This window comes from Amycolatopsis sp. NPDC104863 (genome assembly GCF_055582965.1).
In genome coordinates this window covers 1245252-1268042 of the sequence record NZ_JBVJOW010000001.1, presented here as the reverse complement: position 1 = coordinate 1268042, position 22791 = coordinate 1245252, and the positions used below count along the sequence as shown (strand labels likewise).

Here is a 22791-nt window from a genome sequence, read left to right as displayed (position 1 = left end):
TGGTCCGCCACCGGATCTGTCCGATCCGGCGCTCCGGTTCCCGGTCCGCTCGGTGCCGCTCCCCCGTCCGCCGAGGTCAGCGGCCTCTCAGCGGCAGACTGTAGATTGCATACCGTATGGGGTAGGCATATAGTCACTCTTCAAGCAGCCCGTGTCCAGGGCCATCCGCAGGGTTTTTCCCGGGCTTCGATCCGGCCCCCGCGGACCACCACCGCGTGCCCGGACACGGCGGATCTCCTTGCCCTGCCCCGCCGCGGAAAGGACGCTCCCGCATGGATCTCTTCGAACACGAAGCCCGTGACCTCTTCGAAAAGCACGGCGTGCCGGTCCCCCGCGGCCGGGTCGCCGCGGATCCCGCCGCGGCCCGGGCCGCGGCCGCTTCCCTCGGCGACCCGGTCGTGGTGAAGGCCCAGGTGAAGACGGGCGGGCGCGGCAAGGCCGGCGGTGTCCGCGTAGTGCATACAGCCGACGACGCCGAGCAGGCCGCCGACGACATCCTCGGCATGGACATCAAGGGCCACACCGTGCACCGGGTGCTGGTGACCGAAGCCAGCGAAATCGCCGCGGAGTACTACGTCTCCTTCCTGCTCGACCGCGCCGGGCGCACCTTTCTCGCGATGGCGTCGGTCAAAGGCGGCATGGACATCGAGGAGGTCGCGGCCACCCAGCCCGAGGCGCTGCGCCGGGTGCCGGTCGACTCGCTCGCCGGGGTCGACGCGGCGGTCGTGGCTGCAGCCTTCCCCGCCGACGTCCGGGCCGAGGTCGCCGGTGTCGTGGAAAAGCTGTGGGCGGTGTTCGTCGCCGAGGACTGCACGCTGGTCGAGGTGAACCCGCTGGCGAGCACGTCGACCGGGATCGTCGCGCTCGACGGGAAGATCACCCTGGACGACAACGCTTCCTTCCGCCGCGTTTCGACGTTCGACGACACCCAGGAGGGCCACCCCCTCGAACGGGAGGCGCGGGCGAAGGGCCTCAACTACGTCAAGCTCGACGGCGACATCGGCGTGATCGGCAACGGCGCCGGCCTCGTCATGTCCACTTTGGACGTCGTCGCGGCGGCCGCCGCGGAAGCCGGCGCGCGCGGGCCGGCGAACTTCCTCGACATCGGCGGCGGCGCCTCGGCCGAGGTGATGGTCGCCGGGCTCACGGTGATCCTCGGCGACCCGCAGGTGCGCAGTGTGTTCGTCAACGTGTTCGGCGGCATCACCGCGTGCGACGCCGTCGCGACCGGGATCGTGCGGGCGCTGGACTTCCTGGGTTCCCGCGCCGGCAAGCCCCTGGTCGTCCGGCTCGACGGCAACAACGTCACCGAAGGCAGGCGGATCCTCGCCGACGCCGCCCACCCCCTGGTCACCGTGGTGGCCACCATGGACGACGCCGCCCGCGAGGCGGCGAAGCTCGCGATCGCGGAGGTCTGAGCCGTGGCCATCTTCCTGGACGAGACCAGCCGGATCGTCGTCTCCGGCATGACCGGCTCCGAGGGCGCCAAGCACACGCGGCGGATGCTCGACGCCGGGACGAACGTCGTCGGCGGGGTCAACCCGCGCAAAGCCGGGCAGCGGGTCGAGATCGGCGCTGCGGAACTGCCGGTGTTCGGCAGCGTCGCGGAGTCGATCACGGCGGCCGGCGCCGACGTCTGCGTGCTGTTCGTGCCGCCGCCGTTCGTCGCCGACGCCGTGATCGAAGCGGTCGACGCGGGCATCGGGCTCGCCGTGGTGATCACCGAAGGCGTGCCGGTGCACGACACCGCGCGGCTGTGGGCGCACGCCGTCGCCGCCGGCGGGCGCACCCGGATCATCGGGCCGAACTGCCCGGGCGTCATCTCGCCGGGCCGGTCCAACGCCGGGATCATCCCCGCCGACATCACCGGGCCGGGGCGGGTCGGGCTGGTGTCGAAGTCCGGCACGCTGACCTACCAGCTCATGCACGAGCTGCGGGACATCGGGTTCTCGACGTGTGTCGGGATCGGCGGCGACCCGATCATCGGGACGACGCACATCGACGCGGTGGAGGCGTTCGAAAAGGACCCGGAGACGGACCTGATCGTGCTGATCGGCGAGATCGGCGGCGACGCCGAGGAGCGGGCGGCGGAGTTCGTGCGGGCCAACGTGTCGAAGCCGGTCGTCGGGTACGTCGCCGGGTTCACCGCGCCGGAGGGCAGGACGATGGGCCACGCGGGCGCGATCGTCTCCGGCTCGTCGGGCACGGCGTCGGCGAAGAAGGCGGCGCTGGAGACGGCCGGCATCCGCGTCGGCGGGACCCCGAGCGAGACGGCGGCGCTGGTGCGCGAGGTGCTCGGCTGATGTCCGCGGTCCCGCGGCTGAAGCCGGCGGTGCTGGGGTTGAAGGCGGGTGACGCGCACGTGATCCGGTCGCTGTCGGTGAGCCAGCACCTGCTGGGCACACGCGAGATCGTGCTGACCCACCACGACGACTGCGGCATGCGCAAGTTCACCGACACGGAGTTCGCCCGGCGGCTGGAGTCGTCGACGGGAATCCGGCCCGGCTGGGCGGCGGAGACGTTCACGGACCCGGCCCAGGACGTCCGCCAGTGCATCGCCCGGCTGCGGGCGTCGCCGTTCCTGCCGCACACGGAGGCGGTGCGGGGGTTCGTGCTGTCCGAGCGGACCGGCGAGCCGGCCGAGGTGCCGTGATGGACCTGAGGCAGCTGGCGGTGGTGGTGGCGGTAGCCGAGGAGGGTGGCTTCACGGCGGCCGCCCACCGGTTGCGGACGGTCCAGTCGACAGTATCCACAGTGGTCCGGGCCCTGGAGCGCGATCTGGGCACGGCGTTGTTCCATCGAACGACGCATCGGGTGGTCCTGACGCCCGCCGGCGAGGCTTTCGTGCCCGCCGCGCGGGCGGCCCTGGAGGCAGCGGATCGGGCCCGGGCGGCGGTGTCGCCGGTGGGTGGGACGGTGCGGGTGGGGGTGTGCCCGGGGTTGCTCGTGGATTGGGCGCGGCTGTTGGTGGCGGTGCGGAACGCGCATCCGGGGCTGATGGTGGAGGTTCGGCAGGTGGGTTACGAGGAGGGGCGGCGGGGGTTGGCGGAGTCCACAGTGGACGTGGTGTTGACGGCGGTGGATGGCGTGGTGGCCGAGGCTGGACCCGTCGATGGCGCTCGCCTCGGCGCCTCTGCGGCTGGGCCTGCTCTCGCGCCGGGCCGCACCGCGAGCCGCGGGTTTGCCGCGGAAGCCGCCAGCTTGGAGTCCGCGCCCGCCGCAGCGGCGGTTTCCGAGTCCGAGGCCACACCCGGCCGGGCGCCTGCCATCCCCCTCGCCAACGGCACCACAAGGTTCGGGACCGACGCAGCGGCAACTCTTGAATCCGAGGCCACATCCGGCCGGGCAAACCGTGAGCCTGCCGCACTCCTCGCCAACGGCACCACGAGATCCGGGAACGCCACAGCAGCAACTCCCGAGTCCGAGGCCAGACCCGACCGGGCAAACCGCGAGCCTGCCATCCCCCTCGCCAACGGCACCGCCCCCGACCTTGCCACCACCCCGCTCTCCCGCGAAGAACTTGTCCTCGCCACCGCCCCTGGCGGATCGCGGTCCGCCCCCGCGGATCTGTCCGGGCTGTCCCTTGTGGACTTCCCGCCGGGCTGGGCGATCCGCGAAGCCGTCGACCGCGCGTTTCCCGACCGGCGGGTCGCGCTCGAAGTCGACGATCCCGCCGTCGCCGCCGGGCTGGTGCGGGCTGGGCTTGCCGCCTGTGTGCTCCCCGCTTCCGCCGCCGCTCGGTTTCCGGATCTCACCGTGCGGCGGTTCGCGCAGCCGCCGTTGTGGCAGCTCGCCGCCCTGCATCGGGCCGGCCTCTCCCCCGCTGTGGCCGCCGTCGTCGCTCAGCTCGGGTGAAGACCCAGGCGGTCCGGTCGGCTGTATACATTCATCGATGTGCCGCGCAGGAAGCCCACCAGCGTCAGCCCGAGCTCGGCGGCCAGGTCCACCGCCAGCGACGACGGCGCGGAAACCGCTGCCAGCAAAGGAATCCCGGCCATCACTGCCTTCTGCACCAGCTCGAACGACGCCCGCCCGCTGACCATCAGCGCCGTCCCCGAGAGCGGGAGCTTGCCGTCGCAGGTCGCCCAGCCGACCACCTTGTCCACCGCGTTGTGCCGGCCGACGTCCTCGCGCAGGCACAGCAGCTTCCCGTCGGCATCGAACAGGCCCGCCGCGTGGAGGCCGCCCGTGCGGTCGAAGACCCGTTGGGCCGCGCGGAGCTCGTCCGGCAGCCCGGACAGCGTCGCCGGGTCGGTCACGAACGGGTCCGCGTCGACCGGCCAGGTGACCGTCGTGCGCACGGCGTCCAGGCTCGCCTTGCCGCACAGGCCGCAGGAGGAGGTCGTGTAGAAGTTGCGCTCCACCGACGCGTCTGGCGGCGCGACACCGGCCGCGAGCACGACGTCGAGCACGTTGTAGGTGTTGCCGCCGTCCGCGGTGGTCCCGGCGCAGTAGCGGATCGAATGGATGTCCGTCGCCGCGCGCACCACGCCTTCGCCGACGAGGAAACCGGCGGCCAGGTCGAAGTCGTCGCCCGGGGTGCGCATCGTGATCGAGAGCGCTTTCCCGGCGACCCGGATCTCGAGCGGTTCCTCGACCGTCAGCGTGTCCGGACGCGCGGTATGCGCGCCATCGTGGACGCGCACCACCCGGCGCCGGCTCGTCATGCGCCCCATGTCAGGCCGCCGGCAGCAGCGACTTGGGCCGGCCCGGCTGGGTCAGCCGCCCGGACAGCACCGCGCCGGCCAGGCTCAGCACGCCGGCCGCGGCGAACGCGCCGAGGAACCCGTGCGACGTGACGACGACCGCGGCGAGCCCGATCCCGACCACCGCGCCGACGGCCTTGGCGGAATACAGTATCCCGAAGTTCTGCGCGGCCGACTCTTCGCCGAAGTACTCGCGCACCAGGCCGACCAGGAGTGTGTAGCAGCAGCCGTTGCCGAGCCCGGCGAGGGCGACGCCGAGGAGCAGCCCGACGGCGTGGCGGTGCTCGCCGGAGTAGAAGAGCACGAACTGCGCGATCCCGCCCGCGAGCAGGGCGAACCGCAGGATGCGGTGCCGGCCGAGCCGGTCCGCGAGCCGGCCGATGAGCACCCGGCCGCTGCCGGTGGCCGCCGCGAGCAACGCCAGCGCGGCCGCGGCGAGCCCGGGCCCGCTGCGCTCGGCGACGAACGTCGCGAGGTAGGCGAGGTCGAACAGCAGCACCGCGGCGGCGAGCACGACCACGAGGTACAGCGCGAGGGTCGTCCCGCAGCGGAACAGCTCCGCCGGCCGGTAGTGCCGGACCGCGGGTCGCCGGTTGTGCGCGCGGTCCAGGGCCCAGGCGCGCGGCTCGGGCGTCTCCGGCCACCAGTGCCGCGGCGGGTACCGCAGGAGCGCGGCGCACCCTGCGATCACGACGAGCACCACGGCGGCGGTGACGTCCAGCAGCACCGGACGCGCGGCCGGCAGCGCGGCGGCGAGGACGACGAAAGGCACGCTGCCGTAGGCGAAAGCGCCGCTCACGATGCCCGCGCGGGGGCCGGCGCGGTCGGGAAACCACGCGAGCACCGCGCCGACGCACGTCGCGTAGACCAGGCCGGTGCCGAGGCCGCCGAGCACGGAGTACCCGAGGAACACGACGAACAGGCTGTTCGCGTGGCCGAGCGTCACCAGGCCCGCGGCGCACAGCAGAGCCCCGGCGGCCATCGCGGCGGGCGCCGGGAGCAGGCCGCGTTCGCGCAGCCACGCCGCGGGGAAAGCGGTTCCCGCCTGGCAGATCGCCCAGACGGCGAGGGACGCGGTGATGCCGCCGAACGTCCAGCCGTGCGCCTTGCTCAGTGCCGGGACGATCGCGCCGAAGCCGTACTGCTGCACCCCGGCGGCGAGCATGGCCGCCGCGGCCAGCCAGGTGATCCAGGTCCGCGGCCGGCCGAGCAGCTCCCGGTCGGACTCCCCGACGCGGTAGTGCCGTCCGTAGACGTCCCGGAGCTCGCGGACCTCGGTCATGACGACCGCCTCCTCAGACCGTACTGAAGATTGTATGCAGTATGGAGTAGTCTGAGTGTGCGCTCGTCGCGGTCGATTGTCTACAGAAATGCCCGAACGGCCGCGCTGGCGGCTCGCTTCGGAGGAGGAAGGCGGCCCGGTGGCCATCGAGGGAGGAGGCGGCCACCGGGCCGGTGCTCCGGCGCGGTACCGGCCGCGCGGAGCACCTGACAGTCTGGCCATCGGAGCCACCCTCCGACAAGCTTTTGCCACCCGGCAAATGTCCGGTTGCGGACCGTACGGCGGAGACGGTTGTGGCCACAGGGGACGCACCAGCAAAAACGGTCACGCCCCGCGACGGTCGACGCCGGAGAGTCGACGAAAGATCGTCGCCGGGTCAGTGAGGACGGGAAAGGCGGATCTTGACGCGCAGCCGCGACATCCGGTGAGATTCTCCGGGCTCGGCGGGGATCACCGGCCGTTGGTTTCGAACGCTTCGAAGGGCGATCACGGAAGCCGCTCGCCCGGAGGCGGGGATCGCAGAGATTCGCAGACGACGAAACTCCGCTCCGCACCGGTGGTCCAGCGCGGATCACGGCGAGCCGCGCGGTATCACTTGACGCGCGAAACCACTCGCCACAGCGGCGCCGGGGCGCGGCAAAGTTCAGGGCGGGCGCGCGGAATCACCTCACGCGCGAAACAACCCACCACGGCGGCGACAGCGTCGCCCGCCTCGACTCGGCTCTCGCGAAGGCAGCCCAGCCGCGCGCCGGTAGCCCGGCGCGAATCACCGCGAGCCGCGGTATTACTTCGCACGAGGAACCCACCCGCCGCCGCGACACCGGCCGTCCGCCACGGATCACCACAAGCCGAGCGCGCGGAAACCGCGCGCCACTCCCCCAAGTGCGCGAACCACCCGAAGCCGCCCGACCCCCCGGCAGCCGCGAGTCTTAGCCCGACAGCAGGAACCGCGCCAAGGGCCATCCATCGCAACGGCCGTCCCCCGGGCGGCGGGATCCGGCCGGGCGGACCGGGAATCCGGTCGCGCCGGGCCGGCCTCTCTTGCGCGGCAACGGTTCTGGGTCAGGACTTCTTGCGGGTTGCGCGCTTGCGCGCCGGCTTGACCTCGGCCGGCTCGGCCGCTGCCGCCTGGTCCGCTTCGAAGCCCGCGATGATCTCGCTGGAGAGGCGGCCTCGCTCGGCGACCTCGTAGCCGTTGGCCTGCGCCCATTCGCGGATCTGGCGGTTGCGCTCGCGGTCGGTGCTCGAGCTCGACGTGCCGGACAGCGACTGCCCGGTGGCGAGGCGGACCTTGCGACCACCGATGCGGCGCGCGGCGCCGACGTAGCGGGCCAGCTCGTCGCGCAGCGCGGAAGCGTTGTCTTCGGACAGGTCGATCTCGTACTGCACCCCGTCGAGGCTGAAGGGGACGGTCTGCGAAGCGTCACTTCCGTCGAGATCGTCCACCATCTCGACGTGCACCCGTTGCGCCATGGTTGGTCGTTCCTCATCTTCTCCAGAACACGGTCGGACAGACCCTAACCTGTCGAATCACGTCCGGCACGCGCGACACCCGTGAAGCGTCCACAATGGCCGCCCGGGCGAGCGGGTCGCCCGGGTCCAGGGTGACCGCAACCGAGCCGAAATGCGCGCGATCTTGTCGAATATTTGTTTTTGTGATATGCTTGAAATCAAATCGGTACCGTGACGGCATGACGACCGCCGACTTTCCCGGTATTGCTCCCCGTGCCAGCCGCACCGCCTTCACCGCCGCCGCCGCGCGAGCGGCACATTTGCTGGTCGACGCGCCGCCGGCCCTCTTCTCCGACACCCTCGCCGCCCGTCTGCTCGGGCACCACGCCGAGGAACTCCTGGCATATCACCGGCTTCACGGCACCCATCCCGTCCTCGCCGGCGCCCGCGCCCAGGCGACGTGCCGGAGCCGGTTCACCGAAGAGCGGCTCGCGGCCGCCAATTCCGGTATAGACCAGTATGTGATTCTGGGAGCCGGGCTCGATTCGTTCGCCTATCGGGACCCGCGGGGACGATTCCGCGTGTTCGAGGTCGACCACCCGGCGACCCAGGCCGTCAAACGGGAACTGCTCGCCGCCGCCGGGATCGCCGAGCCGGCGTCGGTCACCTTCGTCCCGGTCGACTTCGAAGCCGATTCGCTCCGGGAACGGCTCGTCCAGAGTGGACTAGACCCGTTCCGCCCCGTGTTCGTCAGCTGGCTCGGTGTCACCATGTACCTGACGCGGAAGGCGATTCTCGCCACATTGACGGATCTCGGCGGTTTCGCACCGGGATCGGAAATCGTGACCGACCACCTGCTGCCCCCGGAACTGCGCGACGCGGCCGGAAACGCCTACGCCGAAGCCGTCGCGCCGATGGCGGCCGAACAGGGCGAGCCGTGGCGCACCTTCCTCTCCCCCACCGCCATGGCCGCACTCCTGGGCGACGCCGGATTCGAAGTCGTCGAACTGACCGGACAGCGCGGCAGCGTCGACCCGGCACTGTGGAACCGCACCGACGCGCTGCGGCCCGCCGCGCTTTCCGCGCTGGCCCACGCGCGCATTCCCGCACGGCCCGGAATCGGCGGACGCTGACCGCGTTCGCCGTCAATCGGGCAGCATCGGCACTTCGAAGTCGTCCGGACGGCCGAGCAGCACCGCCCGGGTGACCGCGGTCTTCCCGAAGCGGTCCCGCACCGCGTCCAGCGCGGTGTCGAGCTCGGTCGCCCGCTGCCGCTCGAACGGCAGCGACAGCTGGAACGGGTCGTCGTCGGCCAGGTTCGAAAACGACGCTCCCAGCAACGTGATCCCGCGGTCGGCGATCAGCGGCAGCGCCGCGACGAGCAGTTCGCGCGCCGCGGTGAGCAGCACCCCGGTGCCGGCGGTCGCCTCGGGCAGCGTCTGCGAGCGCGTGGCGCGGGTGAAGTCGGCAAACCGCAGGCGGAGCGTCACCGTCCGGCAGACGCGGTGCGCGGCACGCAGCCGGCGGGCGATCCGGTCGATCAGCGCCACCAGGACGACGTCGAGCTCGGCCGGGGTCCGCCGGCCGCGCCCGAGGGCCCGCTGGGAGCCGATCGACCGGCGCCGCCGACCCGTCTCCACACGACGCGGGTCGCGGTTGTGCGCCAGGTCGTGCAGGTGCCCACCCGACGCCCGGCCGAGCATGCCGATCAGGTCGACCTGTTCGGACGTCGCCAGCTCGCCGACCGTCCGGATCCCCCGCGCGTGCAGCTTTTCCGTCGTCACCTTGCCGACGCCCCACAGGGCCGAGACCGGCAGCGGGTGCAGGAACGCCAGCTCCCCGTCGTGCGGGACGACCAGCAGGCCGTCCGGTTTGGCCACCCGGCTGGCGACCTTGGCGAGGAACTTGGTCCGGGCCACCCCGACGGTGATCGGCAGCCCGGCCCGCTCGGCGACGGCGGCGCGCAGCCGTTCGGCGATGCGGCTCGGCCGTCCGCCGATCCTGGTCAACCCTCCGACGTCGAGGAACGCCTCGTCGATGGAAAGGCCTTCCACCCACGGCGTGGTGTCGTGGAAGACCTCGAACACCGCCCGGCTCGCGGCCAGGTACGCCGACATCCGCGGAGGCACGACCACCGCGTGCGGGCACAGCCGGCGGGCCTGCGCGCCGCCCATCGCGGTGCGCACGCCGTAGGCCTTGGCCTCGTAACTCGCGGCCAGGACGACCCCGCCGCCGACGATGACGGGCCGTCCTTTGAGCGCCGGATCGTCGCGCTGCTCGACCGACGCGTAGAACGAGTCGAGGTCGGCGTGCAGGATGGGCCCCTCGTCGGTCATAGAACATATGTTCGCATAAACCCCGGCCGAAGTCCGCTCATCCGTCCGCCGCGGCCGGCGTGCCGCTGGCCGAAACTGAGCGTTTTCCCGGTTGTCACCTCCGCGTGACCGCGCCCACACTCGAAGCCATCGAACCACCCGACCCTGGGGGCGAAATGACCGACAAGTGCCACTGCGGCGACCACCACGCGTGGGCCGGCCCCAGCCCGGCGGACCGCCCCGCCGCGGCGCGCCAGCCGCTGCTGGCCGCGACGCTGGCCCGCGAAGACCGGGCGGAAGACGCCGGTGTCCTCGACCCGACCGACCGCGTCACCTGCCGCACGCACCACCGCTGGCTGCACGACTGCGTGTCGTCCCCGGTGCACACCAACCCGGCGATCGGCTACCGCTGGTGCCGCCGCTGCGACCACCAGGCGCTGGTCGCGGTGGACGAGCTGACCGGCGACGTGACCATCCACTGCGGACTCTGCGGCCGCAGCCCGCTCAGCCGCGCCAACCGGGAGCTCGTCGAGCTGTGCCGGCGCAGCCTGGCCCTGGCGCGCTCGAGCCGGTTCCCGGAGAGCGCTGTCGCCTGACTGCCATGATGCGGGGGTGCCCGAACCCGGAACCACCGCACTGCTGATCCTGCTGCCCGCCGCCGAACCCGTGCTGGCCGCGGCCCGCCGGGTCGACCCCGCCCTGGTCCGCCCCGGGGTGCCCGCGCACGTGACCGCGCTCTACCCGTTCCTGCCGGACGCCGCGCTGACCGAAGACGTGTTCACCGCCGTCCGCGCGGTCGCAGCGGAACTCCCTTGCACCGACGTGCGGCTCACCGACTTCGTGACAACACCCCGGTTCGCGGCGATCGCCACCCCCGCCCTCCAGCCGATCACCGACGGCGTGTGCGCGCGGTGGCCCGAAGTCCTGCCCTACGGCGGCCGGTTCGGGCCGCGCCCGGACGCGCACCTGACGGTGGCCATGGGTGACGGCGACCTCGAGCGGGTCACCGCCGAAGTGCGGCCACTGCTGCCGCTCGAAGCCCGGGCCGAGGCGCTGCACCTGGTGGCGCTCACCGAAAACGGCTGGGAACCGCGGCTGGAAGTGCCGTTCGGCGGCTGACGGAGCTCAGCGGGCCATGGCCGGCGCGCCGTCCAGCTTCCGGTACGCACGCGCGATCGCCCGCAGCCGTGCGACGTCCGCGGCGAACGGTTCCGTCCCGGCGGCGGGCGGCTCTTCCTCGCCCGGCTCGTCCGGGAGGTCGCGCACCAGCCGGGCCGCGGCCGGCGCGGACAGCTCCGGGGTCACGCCGGCGAGGATCAGCCCGTCGTTCGTCTCGCTCATCGCCGTCAGCAGCCGTTCGCGGCGGGACGGCCCGCCCGGGTCGATCCGCACGATCTCCGGGAACCGCCGGGTCAGGTGCGTCCGCAGCGGCCGCAGCAGCCGGAGGGTCCGCGCGTCACGGCGGCCCGCCGCCAGGCCGGGGATCGACGGGATCGTCAGGCCCAGCACGATCAGCAGCACGGAAACCGCCGGGAACCCGACGTCGAGCGTGCACGGCAGGGTCGAGAACGGCCCGCGGCACAACGCTTTCACCGGATGGTCGGCCTGCAGGGCCTGGATCGTCGCGACGACCTTCCCGGCCAGGTAGGCGACCGCGAACGCCGACGCCAGCAGCAGCAACGCCAGCCCGGCGCGCAGCGCGCCGCCGCTCGCGCGGACCGTCACCGCGGCCACCACCCCGATGTCGAGGACGGCGAACCCCAGGTAGACGGTGTAGGCGAAGACGTAGACCACCAGGGTCGGGTGCGTGCGGTACAGCTCGTCGAACACGCCGATGCCGCGCGGCAGGTCGGACGCGCTGAAGAACGTCACGACGAGCACCGCCAGCGCCACGCCGAGGGCGACGAGCCGGGTGCGCCGGCCGCGCTCGCGGGTGCCGCTGATCTCCGCGACCGTCAGGCCGATGCCGTACGCGGCGACCATCGTCGCGAGGTTCGACAGCAGCCGCCCGAGGCTCGGGTAGATCTCGCTTTCCACCAGCTGCGCGCGGTTGGACAGGAAGCAGAACGCCGCCCCGAGCGCGAGGAGCGAGATGGCCAGGCCGGCGCCCGCGCCGGTGCGCCGCGCGCGGACCGCCCGCCAGACGCCGATCGCGAGCGCGAAGACCCCGACCCCGAGGAACAGAATGTCGATCACGGGAGGTGACTATCCCAGCAGCGCCGCGAGCCGCCGGGCCTGGTCCGCCGCCCGGCCGGACGCGCCGGGCGCGACCGCGGGCGGTCCGCTCGTCACCGCGCTCATCAGCAGGACGGCGATCAGCTCGGCCTCGTACTCGTCGGTGCCGCTCGTGACGCGGGTGAGCAGGTGCGAGAGCGCCTGCGGGGCCAGGTCCGGGGCGAGCTCGGCGGCCTCCGACTCCGACATCAGGCAGGTGCCGGTGTGCGCGCACAGCAGGTGGGCGAGCTCGTGGGCGATGATGTGGTCCTGGTGCAGCGCCGACGTGTGCTCGGTGTAGGCGATCAGGTCGTAGTCCGGGCGGGCCTGCCACGCGCCGGAGGGCCGGCCGGGCCGGTACTCGACCGGCACGAGGTCGATCTCGCGCCCGCGCCACGCTTCGAGGCCGTCGACCCAGGCGTTCATCGACCACGGCCGCGGCAGCGGGACGGCGGCGAGCACGGTCCGCACCCGCTCGCGTGCGGCCGCACGCACGTCCGTCAGACCGCGCTCGTTGATGGGGCCTCCCCGCTCGGGCGCCAGCCGGGTGCACCGGGGCGCGCTCACCGACGGGATCATGGTAGCCGACCGGCCAGGCTCACTCGGGCTTCCGACGCCGGCCTTCGCGGCGCCGCGTGCCGTCGTAGGTGGCCAGCTGGTCGAGCAGCGCCGTCACGGTTTCGCGGTCGCGCGGCGAGAGCTGCATGGCCCGCTGGGCGAGGTTGCGCGCTTCGTCGTCACGCCAGGCCACGACGTCCTCGACCTGCTGGTCGACCTGCCCCGCGACGTCGTCGTCGAAGAAGTACGTGACCGGCACGCCGAAGAACTGGGCGAGCGCCTGGATGTGGGAGCGCTTGGGGTCCTTGCGCGCGCCGACGGCGAGCTGCTGGACGTGGGTCGCCGACATCGTCACGCCCGTCTGTTCGGCGACGCCGTGCGCGATCTCCCGGTAGGAGTAGGGCTTGCGGTCCGGCGGGTGCACGGTCGCGATCAAGTGCGCCAGCCGGTCGGCGAAACTGCGCTCGTCGCTCACCACACACCACCTTCAACCATGAAACGTGACACTCCCCAGTCTAACTGTCCTGAAAACTTGACACACCCTGTCCCGGAAAGACTACGATACTCCCGTCCGGTGTTTCGCAAACAGGACAGAGGACCCGGGGTGGCGCAGGCGGCCGCGGGGTGACTCACGTGGTCGCTGGGGGTGGCCACGCGCCTAGCCCCGTGCCCGCCGCGCCCCTCCGGCTCAGCGCACTCCCATGCCCGCGGCCAGTTTGGTGAGGTCGTCGCGCAGGCCGGGCACCGCGTCGCTGGTGACGCAGCCGGTGGAGAACTCGACGTAGAGATCGTCGTCTTCGGGGATGTCCACTTCGAAGTCGAGCTCGTCCGGGCCGTAGCGCTGGAGGTACTGACCCTCGTCCATCCCGGCCGCCCGCCGCAGCCGGTCCTCGACCGCGCCGGCCTGGGCTTCCGGCAGCGTCCGGCTTTCCAGCTTCAGGTGCAGATCGGCGGCGGCCGGGTCGGGGCCGAGGATCAGGTCGTTGGTGCGGTCGCACGGCCATTCGGTGAAGTCGCGGGCGACGTCCGGCAGCGGCGCGAAGCCCTCGAGGTGGGTGGTCAGGTCACGGATCGTGGCCGACGTGGCTTCCGGCGGGAACGGGCCGCGGTAGAGCGACTGGTCCAGCAGCTGCAGCCCGAACCAGCCGCCGAAGAACAGCCAGATCCCGAGCCCGAACGCGAGGAACCCACCGCCGACGCCGAGCCGGGGCGAGTAGTCGCGGGCGAAGGTCTGAGAAACAACGCCGTGGCCGATTTCGAGGTCTGGCCGGTTCTCGCCGACGGCGGTGACAAAGGCGTCCGCGGCCCGGAAGTCGCGCCAGCGGGTCCGCATCCGGCCGTGGACGGTGCCGAGCTCGACGACCTCACGGTCGAAGTCGCCGGCCGGCCGGAGCGCGACGACCAAGCCGCCCAGCAGCGAGGTCGGCAGCCAGAAGGCGAGCCAGAACGGCTTGGCCGACACCGCGCCGCGCCGGATCTCGGTGATGTCGGCGTACGGGAGGACGGACTGCTCGAAGGCGATCGCGTCCGGCCCGAACCGCGCTTCGGGCGGCCAGGCCCGGCCCAGCAGCCAGGCGACGACGGCGACGAGGAGGTCGAGGGCGAGGCCGATCCAGAAGAACGGCCGCTCCGGCGCGACGGTGACGCCGTAGCCGTCCAAGGCGGCAAAGGCGAGCGCGACCGCGACGAGGACCCAGGTCCATCGCCGCGCGCGGGACAACGGGAGGACGCGGGTCTCCGGCACACCGGGGACCGTAGTTCGCCCGGGACCGGGTCGGGTACGGCAGAAAAGCCGTCTGCTCAAGGGTTTTCGCGTAGCCGGGCGGGGACTGTGCGCAAGCGCGACCACACAACTCACTCCACCGCCGGGATCGCGCGGCCTCCTCCCCCGGCGAGCAACCGCCGTAGCACCGCAGGGGTCGCTCCGGCGTGCTCGCGAACCGTCCGTGTCAGATGGGCCTGGTCGGCGAAGCCCAGGTCCGCCGCCAGGACCGCCAGCCGCCGCTCCCCCGCCTCCAGGCGCTCGAGAGCCCGGCTGACGCGGACCCGGTTGCGATAATGCGTGAGCGACACCCCCACCTCGCGCGGGAACGCCCGGCTCAGCCGGTACGGCGACACCCCGAGCAGCTCCGCCAGCGGGAACAGCCCGGCCGCCGCCGGGTGGCCGGTCAAGATCGCTTCGCGGGCCTTCGCCACCAACGCACCCGCCGGCACCGGACTGGCCCCTGCGCGCTCGATCGCGCCGCCCACCAAGACCAGAAGCTGTTCCGCCAACGCATAGTCCGGGTCCGGGACCGCGGCGACCGCGCGGCGGTGGGCCAGCTCCAACGCGCCGTCGACGTACACCGCCGGGCGGACCGGCCGGTCGGCCGCGAGGCGCTCCCACAGCCGCGCGCCGAACGTCACCGACGTGCAGACGTCGCCGCCCGCCGGGTGCGCGAAGGACTCTTCGTCGCCGGGAGTGGCCAGGTACGCCAGCGTCGGGTCGGCGTCCGCGACGATCCCGCGCGCGCGGCGCCGGAACCGGCCGCGGCGCACGAGCACCAGCCGGCGGCCGTCCGCCACCTCGGGCGGCGACCAGCCCCGGTGGTCGTCGGCGCAGCGCACCACGCTGACGGTGTACCCGGGTCGGGCCACGACTTCGACGGCGTCCAGCACGAACCGGACGCTACGCCCGGGGTACGACAGTTTCCGGCCCGCAAGGATCTTCAAGACCCGGCTCGGCGCCGCGGGCAGGCTGCCGCACGACGAAAGGAGTCACCCCATGCCCGCAGAACTCACCACGATCGTCCTCGACTGTGCCGACCCCACGGCCCTCGCCGCCTTCTACGCGAAGGCGCTCGGCTGGGAGGTCACCTACCAGGACGACGACACCGTCCAGCTCGGCGGCCCGGTCGGGCTCGGTTTCCAGCGTGTCGCCGGTTACCGCGGCCCGGGCTGGCCGGACGCTGCCAAGCACGCGCACCTCGACTTCAAGGTCGGTGACCTCCGCGGCGCCGTCGAGGAGTTCGAGGCGCTCGGCGCGACCAGGCCCGAGTTCCAGCCCGGTGGCGAGGACTGGGTGGTGCTCGCCGATCCGGAAGGGCACCTCTTCTGCCTCATCCCGGGCTGACCCGGTGGTGGCCCTTCCGCACGAGGGGCCACCACTCCGGTCAGCTTCGGTAGACGCCGAATTCGTACAGCGAGTACCCGTACGCCGTGCCCCGCTGTGTCGCGTTCACCCGGACATACCGCGCCGTGGCCGAGATCGCGAGGTCGTCGGCGCCGCCGTCACCGGACGTCGTGCCGTAGACGGACCGCCAGTTCGCCGCGTCGTCGCTGACCTGGATCTCGTACGCCTTGCCGAACGCCGACTCCCAGACCAGCTGCACGTGGTTGAAGGCCTGCCTGCTGCCGAGGTCGACCTGCAGCCACTGCGGGTCGCTCCACGCGCTCGCCCAGCGCGTGGCCAGGTTGCCGTCGGTCGCGGCCTGCGGCGGGTAGGGCGCGCCCGGGCCGTCGGCCTGGTAGGTCGACGCCGCGGTCGCGGCGCCGCGGGCCAGGTTCGTGCCCGGCACCGGCGGCGCGACGACCCGCAGCGAGCGCGTCTCGATGCCGACGTTGCCGTGGCCGTCCCGGGCGTAGAGGTAGATCTTCCAGACGCCCAGCTGCTGCGGCGCGGTGACGGTGAACGTGCCGTTCCCGGTGAACTGCGCGGGGATCAGGCCGCCGGCGTTGTTGATGTACTTGCTGTTGTAGCCCATCGTGTAGGTGATCGGGTCACCGTCCGGATCGGACACCGCCGCGGTCAGGGTGAACGTCGAGCCGGCCGGGACGTCGGCGCTGCGGCTGAGGTTCATCGAGGAGATCACCGGCGGGGTGTTGCCGCCGGTCTGTCCACTGTAGATCCGGCGGACGGCGTACCAGGCGAGCCGCTTCTCGTTGCCCGTGGTGATGTTGAACCAGACGCCGCCGAAGTCGCCTTCGGTGCCGTAGTGGAAGAGCGTCGCGCCGAGCGCCACGCCGGGGTGGGCCAGCACGCAGTTCCAGGCGTTGACGTACCCGTCGCGCTTCTGCTGGTCGGTCGGCTCGGCGGGCACTCCGTTGCCGTCGTTCGGGACTTCCCACTCACCGGCCGGGCCGGTCTCGGTGATGATGTACGGCTTCGTGTAACCGCCGTTGAGCCAGTCCTGCTTCACCTGGCACACCTGGGCGTAGGAGTTCACCGAGTACAGGTCGAGGCTCGGCGCGTACGCCTTGTAGTACGGCCAGGCGCCGGTCCAGGCGTCGGTCGAGGTGACCGGGTGGTTCGTGTCGATCGCGTGGATGGCCTGCGCCGCCTGGTCGACGAACCGCGTGTAGGCGATCCGGTTCTGCTCCAGCAGCGTGCCGGAGTAGCAGTTCTGCATGCCGAGGATCGACTCGTTGCCGACGTTCCACATGAGCACGCCGGGGTTCGCCTTGTAGGTGCTCACCCACTTCTGGATCTCGGCCAGCATCGTGTTCTTGTAGTTCGTGTCGGTGGTGTAGTCGACGCAGCCGCCGCTGCCGGGACCGCCGCCGGGCTGCAGCCAGAAGCCGGCGACCACCTTGATGCCGTTGGCCGCCGCGGCGTCGAAGAGCGGCTGGCTGGACGCGTCGGTGCCCCAGGTGCGCACGGTGTTGACGCCGATCGAATGCAGTTCGGGCATTCGCGTGGCCGCTTCGCTCACCGGCGGTCCCCAGGTGAGGCCCTTGACGGTCCAGGGTGTCCCGTCGACCGTCAGCTGCCAGTTCCCCTGGCCGCCGGTCACCCGCGTGACGCCGGGGCCGTCCTGCGTCGGAGTGCCCGGGGTGCCGCTGACCTGGAACTCCCACAGCGAATAGCCGTAGCCGCCGACGCGGTGGGTGCCGTAGAAGCGCACGTACCGGCCATGACCCGTGACGGCGAGGGTCTGGACGCCGCCGGTTGCGGTGGTCGTGCTGTATACAGTCTGCCAAGTGGCGGCGTTGTCCGAAACCTGGATTTCGTATGCAGTCGCGTAGGCGGCCTCCCAGTTCAGGGTGACCTGGCTGATGTCGGCGGGCGCGCCGAGGTCGACCTGCAGCCACTGCGGGTCGCTCCAGGCGCTCGCCCAGCGGGTGCCGGCGTTGCCGTCGACCGCCGCGGCCGCCGGTGTGCCCGCGCCTTCGCTGCTCGACGCGGTCGCGGGTCTGCCTTGGGAAAGCACGGTCGCGGCGTGCGCCGGGGACGGGCCGGCGAGCAGACCCAGCAGGAGCAGGGCCACCAGCGCCGGGACGGCACGGACGAGCGACGGTCGGTCCACGGTGATCTCCCGTACGACAAGGGACGGAGGTTGGAGAGCGCTCTCCGGCGCGACCGATGGTTCGGCACGGCCGCCCGCGTTGTCAAGGTCCCGCCGGGAATCGGACAGTCGCTGTCATCGCCGGGATGTGGTTGATCCTTGACACGGCGGCGGCTCGGTGCGCATGCTCTTGGAGAGCGCTCTCCCATTCCCCAGGCACCCTCACCGTGGAGGACCCTTGGTATCGAAAGCCGCGCTCCTCGCCTGCACCACCGCCACCGTGCTGGCAGGCGCCTTCCTGACCGCGGCCACCTGGTCGCCCGCCGGAGCCGACGACCTGGTCACGCACCACGAGTTCCAGGTCAACTGCTCCCCCAGCCACCACCAGCCGGACGACCCGATCGTCTTCCCCGGGCTGCCCGGCGCGTCGCACGACCACACGTTCATCGGCAACAAGACCACCAACGCGGCCACGACGCTGCAGTCGCTGCAGAACTCCGGCGTCGGCAACACGACGTGCCTCGCGCCGGACGACCTGTCGGCGTACTGGTTCCCGACCGTCTACAACGGGAACCAGGTGGTGCTGCCGAACTTCGCGCAGGTCGTCTACTACAAGTCCGGCATCCTCGACTACACGAAGGTCGTGCCGTTCCCGCCCGGCCTGCGGTACGTCGCCGGCAGCGTGACGGCGACCCAGGACGAGTTCCAGCACGCGCCCGGCGCCATCGAGGGCTGGGAGTGCGGGGACAGCTTCCACAACTGGGACGTCCCGGTGCAGTGCGTCCCCGGCAGCCAGCTCAACATCCGCTACCAGGCGCCGAGCTGCTGGGACGGCGTCCACCTGGACTCGGCCGACCACAAGAGCCACATGGCGTACCCGGACCGGGCGACGCTGACGTGCCCGGCCGACCACCCGGTGGCCGTGCCGATGCTCGAGTTCAAGATCGCGTTCCCGGTCAGCGGGGACATGTCCGGTGTCCACCTGGCCAGCGGGCGCGGGTATTCGTGGCACTACGACTTCTTCAACGCGTGGGACCCGCCGACCCTCGCCGCGCTGGTCACGCACTGCATCAACGGCGGGCTGCAGTGCGACCCGCGCGGGTTCGACCTGTACAAACCCGATCGCGGGACCGTGCTGGGCCCGAACTACCGGCTGCCCGGCCGGCCGTGATCCGGCGGGCCCTGGGGGCGGTGGTGGTGGCGCTGACCATGGGCGGGTGCGCCACCACCGGCCCCGCCGCGCCCGCCGCCGCCCCGGTCTCCGCGCCGGGGTTCAACCCGACCGACATCGCCTGGCTGCAGCTGGTGGTGCCGATGACGGAGAACGCCGTGACGGCCGCCCGGCTCGCCCCGGACCACGCGTCGAGCGCCGTGGTCCGGGACGCGGCCGGTTCGGTCGTGGCGCCCCAGGAGAAGCTGCTGGGACGGCTGCGCGCGGCCCGCGACCGGGCCGGGCTCCCGGCGACCGACGTCCACAGTGGACACCGGATGCCGGGGATGGTGACCCCGGCCGACCTGGTCGCGTTGCGCACGGACCGGGGCACGGAGTTCGACCAGCGGCTCGTCGCGCTGCTGCGGGCGCACGCCGCGCAGCTGGTGGTGCTGGCCCGGGGCGAGCAGACCTCGGGCGGGGACACCCGGACCCGGGAACTGGCCAAGGAGGTCGGCGCCGAAGGGTCCCGCCAGGAGCAGGTGCTGGCCCGAACGCGGTGAGGGACCGTCGGGGCCGCCTCCGAAACGGCCCCGACGGCATTTCCGGCTCCGCCCGCCGGAAGCTCAGTACGCCACCACCACCGGTCCTCGGGTCGCCGGGGCGGTCACCGTCAGCGTGTGCGTCGCCGCGTCGAACTTCCAGCGCGACGGCGGCGCCCACGCCCCGCCGACCTTCACCCGTGACGGCGCCGCGGACACCCCGAGGAACTTCACCGTCCACTCGCGCGGCCCGGCCTGGGAACGCCCCTGGGCCACCGTCACCGTGTGCGCCCCGCCCCGCTCGCTGTACCGGATCGGCGTCGTCGAGCTGTGCTTGGCCGAGGTGCCGTCGTCCTCGTACAGCGAGAACGACCCGGAACCGCCGGTCGCCACCGTCACCGTCACCCGGTTCAGCGGGTTCTGGACGTCGTTGGTGACGTCCGCCGTGCGGGTCGCGGTGATGCCGCCGGCGCGCAGGAACACCGGCATCGTGCCGAGGTCCGCCGTCACCTGCTGCGTCGTGCCGCCCGCGTAGGTCCTGCCGGTGAAGTAGTCCGTCCACTGCCCCGGCGGGAACCACACGGACGTGCTCGCCGACGCGCCGGGCGAGGTCACCGGCGCCACCAGCATGTCCGGCCCGTAGAAGTACTCGCTCTGGGCCGCGGTGTAGGCGGCCGGCTCGTCCGGGTACTCCAGGTAGGTCGGCCGCACGACGGGAACGCCGGTCGTCGCCGCCTCCTGGGCCAGCGTGTAGGTGTAGGGCACCAGGTTCTCGCGCAGGTTCAGGAACTTCGTCGCCGAGTCCTTCGCCGCGCCGGTGTACTGCCACGGCAGCCGGTCGCTGTGGTTGCTGTGCAGCCGGTCGATCGGCTGGAACGTGCCGAGCTGCACCCACCGCGCGTACAGGTCGTCGGGCAGCTTGGCCGTCTGGTGCTGCTGCCCGCCCGAGGTGTAGGTCTCGCTGCCGCGCAGCCCGGTCGTGTCGTTGTGGCCACCGATGTCGTGGCTGATCGCCGACATGCCGGTCGCGGCCGACTCACCCGGCGTCGCGCCGACCTCCATCCGCAGCGTGCCCCACGTCGAGGACGTGTCGCCGGTGAAGTGCAGCGTGCTGCGCTTGTCCGCCCACGGCCCGGTCGAGAGCCCCACCGGGCCGCCGTACCCGCCGGCCTGCAGTGACCCGTAGGCCCGCGAGATGACGAACCCGCGCCCGGTCGCCGGCGCGGCCAGGTCGGCGTACTGCTGGTTGATCCACGCGTCGGGGGTGACGCCGGCCAGGCTCGACTTCGACGCGTCGCAGCACCAGTCGAGCCACCAGAAGTCGTTGCCCTGCTTCATCATCCCGGCGTGCAGGTCGAGGTAGGCCTTGAGCTGGTCCGGGTCGCCCCAGTCGAAGACGTAGCAGTCCGTGCCGCAGCCGGACTTGACGAGCTTGCCCTTCGCCGTCGCCTGGGCGCGGGCGAACTGCGGGTCCGAACCCATGATGCTCGGGTGGATGTTGAGGTTGTTGTGCAGCCCCTGCGCCTTCGACCAGGCGAAGAACGCCGCCGGGTCCGGGAACTTCGTGGTGTCGAACTGCCAGCCGTTCCACGTGTCCGGCGCCTTGAAGTCCGTGTCGGTGACCAGGACGTCCAGCGGCACGCCTTCGCTGCGGAAGCGCGGCAGGATCGTGTCGCGGTAGTCGGCCGCCGTGCGGTCGATGTACTCGGAGTACCAGACGCCGTAGGCCCAGCGCGGCAGCAGCTGCGGCGGCCCGGTCAGCGTCGCGAGGTCACGCAGCCCGGCCTTGTAGTCGTGCCCGAAGGCGAAGACGTAGCCGTCCTGGTAGGGGTTCCCGCCGTGCGACGGCCGCTGCGTCACCGCGCGGGTCCGCGTGTTGTACAGCGCGGACGTCGTGTCGTCGAGCAGGTACCAGCCGTCGGAGTGCAGCAGCCCTTCGGTCAGCGACGGGTTCCCGTTGTCGCCGTTGACCCCGTCGAGGCCGCGCCGGTACCCGCCGAGCGTGAGGTGCGGCTGCGGCGCCGCAGCACCGGCCGCGGTGACGGCGATCGTGTCCACGTTGACGTGGCAGCTCGTGTCGTCCGGGCAGCCGAGCACGACGTCGTTCGTGCCGGCCTTCAGGTCCACCGGGACCGACGCGCTCCCCCACGAGTCCCAGTTCTCGGTGACCGGCAGGGTCAGCGTGCGGGTGACCCCGTTGGCCGCGGCCGTCGCGGTCCTCGTCTCGTGCCGGCCGTCCCCGCCGGTGCCGTTGGCGTAGCGGACGTGCAGCTGGTAAGTGCCGGCCGCGGGAACGTCGACGACGCGGTGCGTCAGGGCGGCGTCGCGGTTGAGCTCGGCGACGAACCCGCGTCCGGCGTACCCGGCGTGATCGGTCGCGACCACCGCCGAGCCGGTCCGCAGCGCGGATTCCGCCTCACAGCTCACGTCCACAGCGCAGCCGGTGAACGCGCGGGCCGACGCGGGCGGGAAGGGCGTGCCGGGGGTGAGCACCGCGAGCGCGTCGACGTTGACGTTCCCGGAGTCGGTCGCGGCCCGCGTGAGTCGGACGCTGTGGCGGCCCGCGCCGAGCGTGACCGGCACCGAGGCGATCGCCCAGCTGTCCCAGTCGGCCGTCGCGGGCAGGGTGAGCTTCTGCGGCGCGCCGCCGTCGACGGAGACGCTCAGGGTGCGGGTGACGTGCTGGCCGTCGCCGCCCTGGCCGTTGGCGTAGCGGGCGGTCACGGCGTAGGTCCCGGCGGTGGCCGCGACGACGTCGGCCGTCGCCGCCGTGCCGGTGTTCTCGAACCCGGCGAGGAACCCTTCGCCGGTGTAGCCGCGGTGGTCGGTGGCGACGCCGAGGCCGTCGGCCGCCAGGTCCTCGCCCTCGCACAGCGCGCCGACCGCGCAGGTCAGGTGCCGCCACGGCGCGGCGAGCACCGGCGTCGCGCCGGTGGCCGTGCGCACGCGGAGGTTGCCGGAGTCGAACGGCCCGGAGCCCAGCCGGTAGGTCAGCGTGGTCGCGCCGGTGCGGATGGTCAGGATCCCGCCGGACGTCGTCGAGGTGAACGGCGTCGGCGTGAACGCGTCCCGGCCGACGGCGTTGAACGTGGCCGCGTCGGTGAAGCGGCCGTCACCGGCGTACTCCGTGCGGATGACCGTCGGGGAAAGGATCTGGAACCGGGCGTTCCCGGCAGCGACGGTCTGGCGCGCGGGTCCGGCGGCGGCCGGCGTCGCGACACCGACGGCCGCGACGGCACCCGCGGCGACGGCGAGCGCGCACACCAGGTGAAGGGTTTTCGCTGGTCTCGTCCGCACAGGCGGAACTC

At 72.4% G+C, this 22791-nt stretch carries 21 protein-coding genes; 10 read left to right on the top strand and 11 right to left on the bottom strand.

Annotation, left to right across the window (positions count from 1 at the left end):
• Positions 1 to 272: 272 nt before the first annotated feature.
• The 4 genes from sucC to ACZ63J_RS05545 are packed head-to-tail and all read left to right on the top strand — an operon-like array spanning position 273 to position 3855.
• On the top strand, positions 273 to 1418 hold the full coding sequence (gene sucC / locus ACZ63J_RS05560; protein WP_465406941.1) for an ADP-forming succinate--CoA ligase subunit beta: 1146 nt from the start codon (positions 273 to 275) through the stop codon (positions 1416 to 1418).
• Positions 1419 to 1421: 3 nt separating this feature from the next.
• Positions 1422 to 2303 (top strand): succinate--CoA ligase subunit alpha, encoded by an 882-nt coding sequence (sucD, locus tag ACZ63J_RS05555; protein WP_465406943.1) that lies wholly within the window; start codon positions 1422 to 1424, stop codon positions 2301 to 2303.
• Positions 2303 to 2653, top strand: a complete 351-nt coding sequence (locus ACZ63J_RS05550; RefSeq protein WP_465406945.1) for a beta-class carbonic anhydrase — start codon at positions 2303 to 2305, stop codon at positions 2651 to 2653. The genes sucD and ACZ63J_RS05550 overlap by 1 nt, the downstream gene beginning before the upstream one ends.
• Complete coding sequence (locus ACZ63J_RS05545) at positions 2653 to 3855, top strand: LysR family transcriptional regulator (RefSeq protein ID WP_465406947.1); 1203 nt, start codon at positions 2653 to 2655, stop codon at positions 3853 to 3855. The genes ACZ63J_RS05550 and ACZ63J_RS05545 overlap by 1 nt, the downstream gene beginning before the upstream one ends.
• On the opposite strand, the gene fdhD is transcribed toward ACZ63J_RS05545, so the two are convergent.
• The 3 genes from fdhD to ACZ63J_RS05530 form a co-directional block, all read right to left on the bottom strand.
• Complete coding sequence (fdhD, locus tag ACZ63J_RS05540) at positions 3843 to 4676, bottom strand: formate dehydrogenase accessory sulfurtransferase FdhD (RefSeq protein WP_465406948.1); 834 nt, start codon at positions 4674 to 4676, stop codon at positions 3843 to 3845. The genes ACZ63J_RS05545 and fdhD overlap by 13 nt on opposite strands.
• Before the next feature lies 1 nt (position 4677).
• The gene (locus ACZ63J_RS05535; protein WP_465406950.1) at positions 4678 to 5988 is read right to left on the bottom strand and encodes an OFA family MFS transporter; all 1311 of its coding nucleotides are present in this window, start codon (positions 5986 to 5988) and stop codon (positions 4678 to 4680) included.
• Positions 5989 to 7050: 1062 nt separating this feature from the next.
• Positions 7051 to 7461, bottom strand: coding sequence for a histone-like nucleoid-structuring protein Lsr2 (locus tag ACZ63J_RS05530; protein ID WP_465408481.1), 411 nt, complete (start codon positions 7459 to 7461; stop codon positions 7051 to 7053).
• Between the two features lie 218 nt (positions 7462 to 7679).
• Between ACZ63J_RS05530 and ACZ63J_RS05525 the strand changes: the two genes are divergently transcribed.
• A complete protein-coding gene (locus tag ACZ63J_RS05525; protein WP_465408479.1) occupies positions 7680 to 8573 on the top strand; it encodes a class I SAM-dependent methyltransferase in 894 nt (297 codons plus the stop codon).
• Between the two features lie 12 nt (positions 8574 to 8585).
• Here ACZ63J_RS05525 and dinB read toward each other — a convergent pair whose 3' ends face one another.
• The gene (dinB, locus tag ACZ63J_RS05520; RefSeq protein ID WP_465408477.1) at positions 8586 to 9776 is read right to left on the bottom strand and encodes a DNA polymerase IV; all 1191 of its coding nucleotides are present in this window, start codon (positions 9774 to 9776) and stop codon (positions 8586 to 8588) included.
• Between the two features lie 155 nt (positions 9777 to 9931).
• Between dinB and ACZ63J_RS05515 the strand changes: the two genes are divergently transcribed.
• Positions 9932 to 10351, top strand: a complete 420-nt coding sequence (locus ACZ63J_RS05515; protein ID WP_465340538.1) for a hypothetical protein — start codon at positions 9932 to 9934, stop codon at positions 10349 to 10351.
• A 16-nt stretch (positions 10352 to 10367) separates the two neighbouring features.
• Positions 10368 to 10874, top strand: a complete 507-nt coding sequence (locus ACZ63J_RS05510; protein WP_465408475.1) for a 2'-5' RNA ligase family protein — start codon at positions 10368 to 10370, stop codon at positions 10872 to 10874.
• Between the two features lie 6 nt (positions 10875 to 10880).
• Here the strand turns inward: ACZ63J_RS05510 and ACZ63J_RS05505 are convergent, their stop codons facing one another.
• From ACZ63J_RS05505 to ACZ63J_RS05485, 5 genes are all read right to left on the bottom strand, one after another.
• Positions 10881 to 11951 carry a hypothetical protein gene (locus tag ACZ63J_RS05505; protein WP_465408473.1) on the bottom strand — a complete coding sequence of 357 codons (1071 nt, stop codon included), beginning with the start codon at positions 11949 to 11951 and terminating at the stop codon, positions 10881 to 10883.
• A gap of 9 nt (positions 11952 to 11960) precedes the next feature.
• Complete coding sequence (locus ACZ63J_RS05500) at positions 11961 to 12536, bottom strand: hypothetical protein (RefSeq protein WP_465408471.1); 576 nt, start codon at positions 12534 to 12536, stop codon at positions 11961 to 11963.
• Positions 12537 to 12567: 31 nt separating this feature from the next.
• Positions 12568 to 13002, bottom strand: a complete 435-nt coding sequence (locus ACZ63J_RS05495) for an XRE family transcriptional regulator (protein WP_465304654.1) — start codon at positions 13000 to 13002, stop codon at positions 12568 to 12570.
• A gap of 213 nt (positions 13003 to 13215) precedes the next feature.
• Positions 13216 to 14271, bottom strand: a complete 1056-nt coding sequence (locus tag ACZ63J_RS05490) for a hypothetical protein (RefSeq protein WP_465408469.1) — start codon at positions 14269 to 14271, stop codon at positions 13216 to 13218.
• A 110-nt stretch (positions 14272 to 14381) separates the two neighbouring features.
• Positions 14382 to 15185 (bottom strand): helix-turn-helix domain-containing protein, encoded by an 804-nt coding sequence (locus ACZ63J_RS05485; RefSeq protein WP_465408467.1) that lies wholly within the window; start codon positions 15183 to 15185, stop codon positions 14382 to 14384.
• Between the two features lie 106 nt (positions 15186 to 15291).
• On the opposite strand from ACZ63J_RS05485, the gene ACZ63J_RS05480 reads away from it, so the two are divergent.
• Positions 15292 to 15639, top strand: coding sequence for a VOC family protein (locus ACZ63J_RS05480; RefSeq protein ID WP_465408465.1), 348 nt, complete (start codon positions 15292 to 15294; stop codon positions 15637 to 15639).
• A 40-nt stretch (positions 15640 to 15679) separates the two neighbouring features.
• Here ACZ63J_RS05480 and ACZ63J_RS05475 read toward each other — a convergent pair whose 3' ends face one another.
• Entirely contained in the window at positions 15680 to 17812 is a 2133-nt protein-coding gene (locus ACZ63J_RS05475; protein WP_465408464.1) for a discoidin domain-containing protein, read from the bottom strand.
• Between the two features lie 217 nt (positions 17813 to 18029).
• Here ACZ63J_RS05475 and ACZ63J_RS05470 point away from each other — a divergent pair, with 217 nt between their 5' ends.
• On the top strand, positions 18030 to 18962 hold the full coding sequence (locus ACZ63J_RS05470) for a DUF1996 domain-containing protein (RefSeq protein ID WP_465408462.1): 933 nt from the start codon (positions 18030 to 18032) through the stop codon (positions 18960 to 18962).
• The gene (locus tag ACZ63J_RS05465; protein ID WP_465439331.1) at positions 18959 to 19504 is read left to right on the top strand and encodes a DUF305 domain-containing protein; all 546 of its coding nucleotides are present in this window, start codon (positions 18959 to 18961) and stop codon (positions 19502 to 19504) included. The genes ACZ63J_RS05470 and ACZ63J_RS05465 overlap by 4 nt, the downstream gene beginning before the upstream one ends.
• Before the next feature lie 63 nt (positions 19505 to 19567).
• On the opposite strand, the gene ACZ63J_RS05460 is transcribed toward ACZ63J_RS05465, so the two are convergent.
• The gene (locus ACZ63J_RS05460) at positions 19568 to 22747 is read right to left on the bottom strand and encodes a TIM-barrel domain-containing protein (RefSeq protein ID WP_465408460.1); all 3180 of its coding nucleotides are present in this window, start codon (positions 22745 to 22747) and stop codon (positions 19568 to 19570) included.
• Positions 22748 to 22791 lie beyond the last annotated feature (44 nt).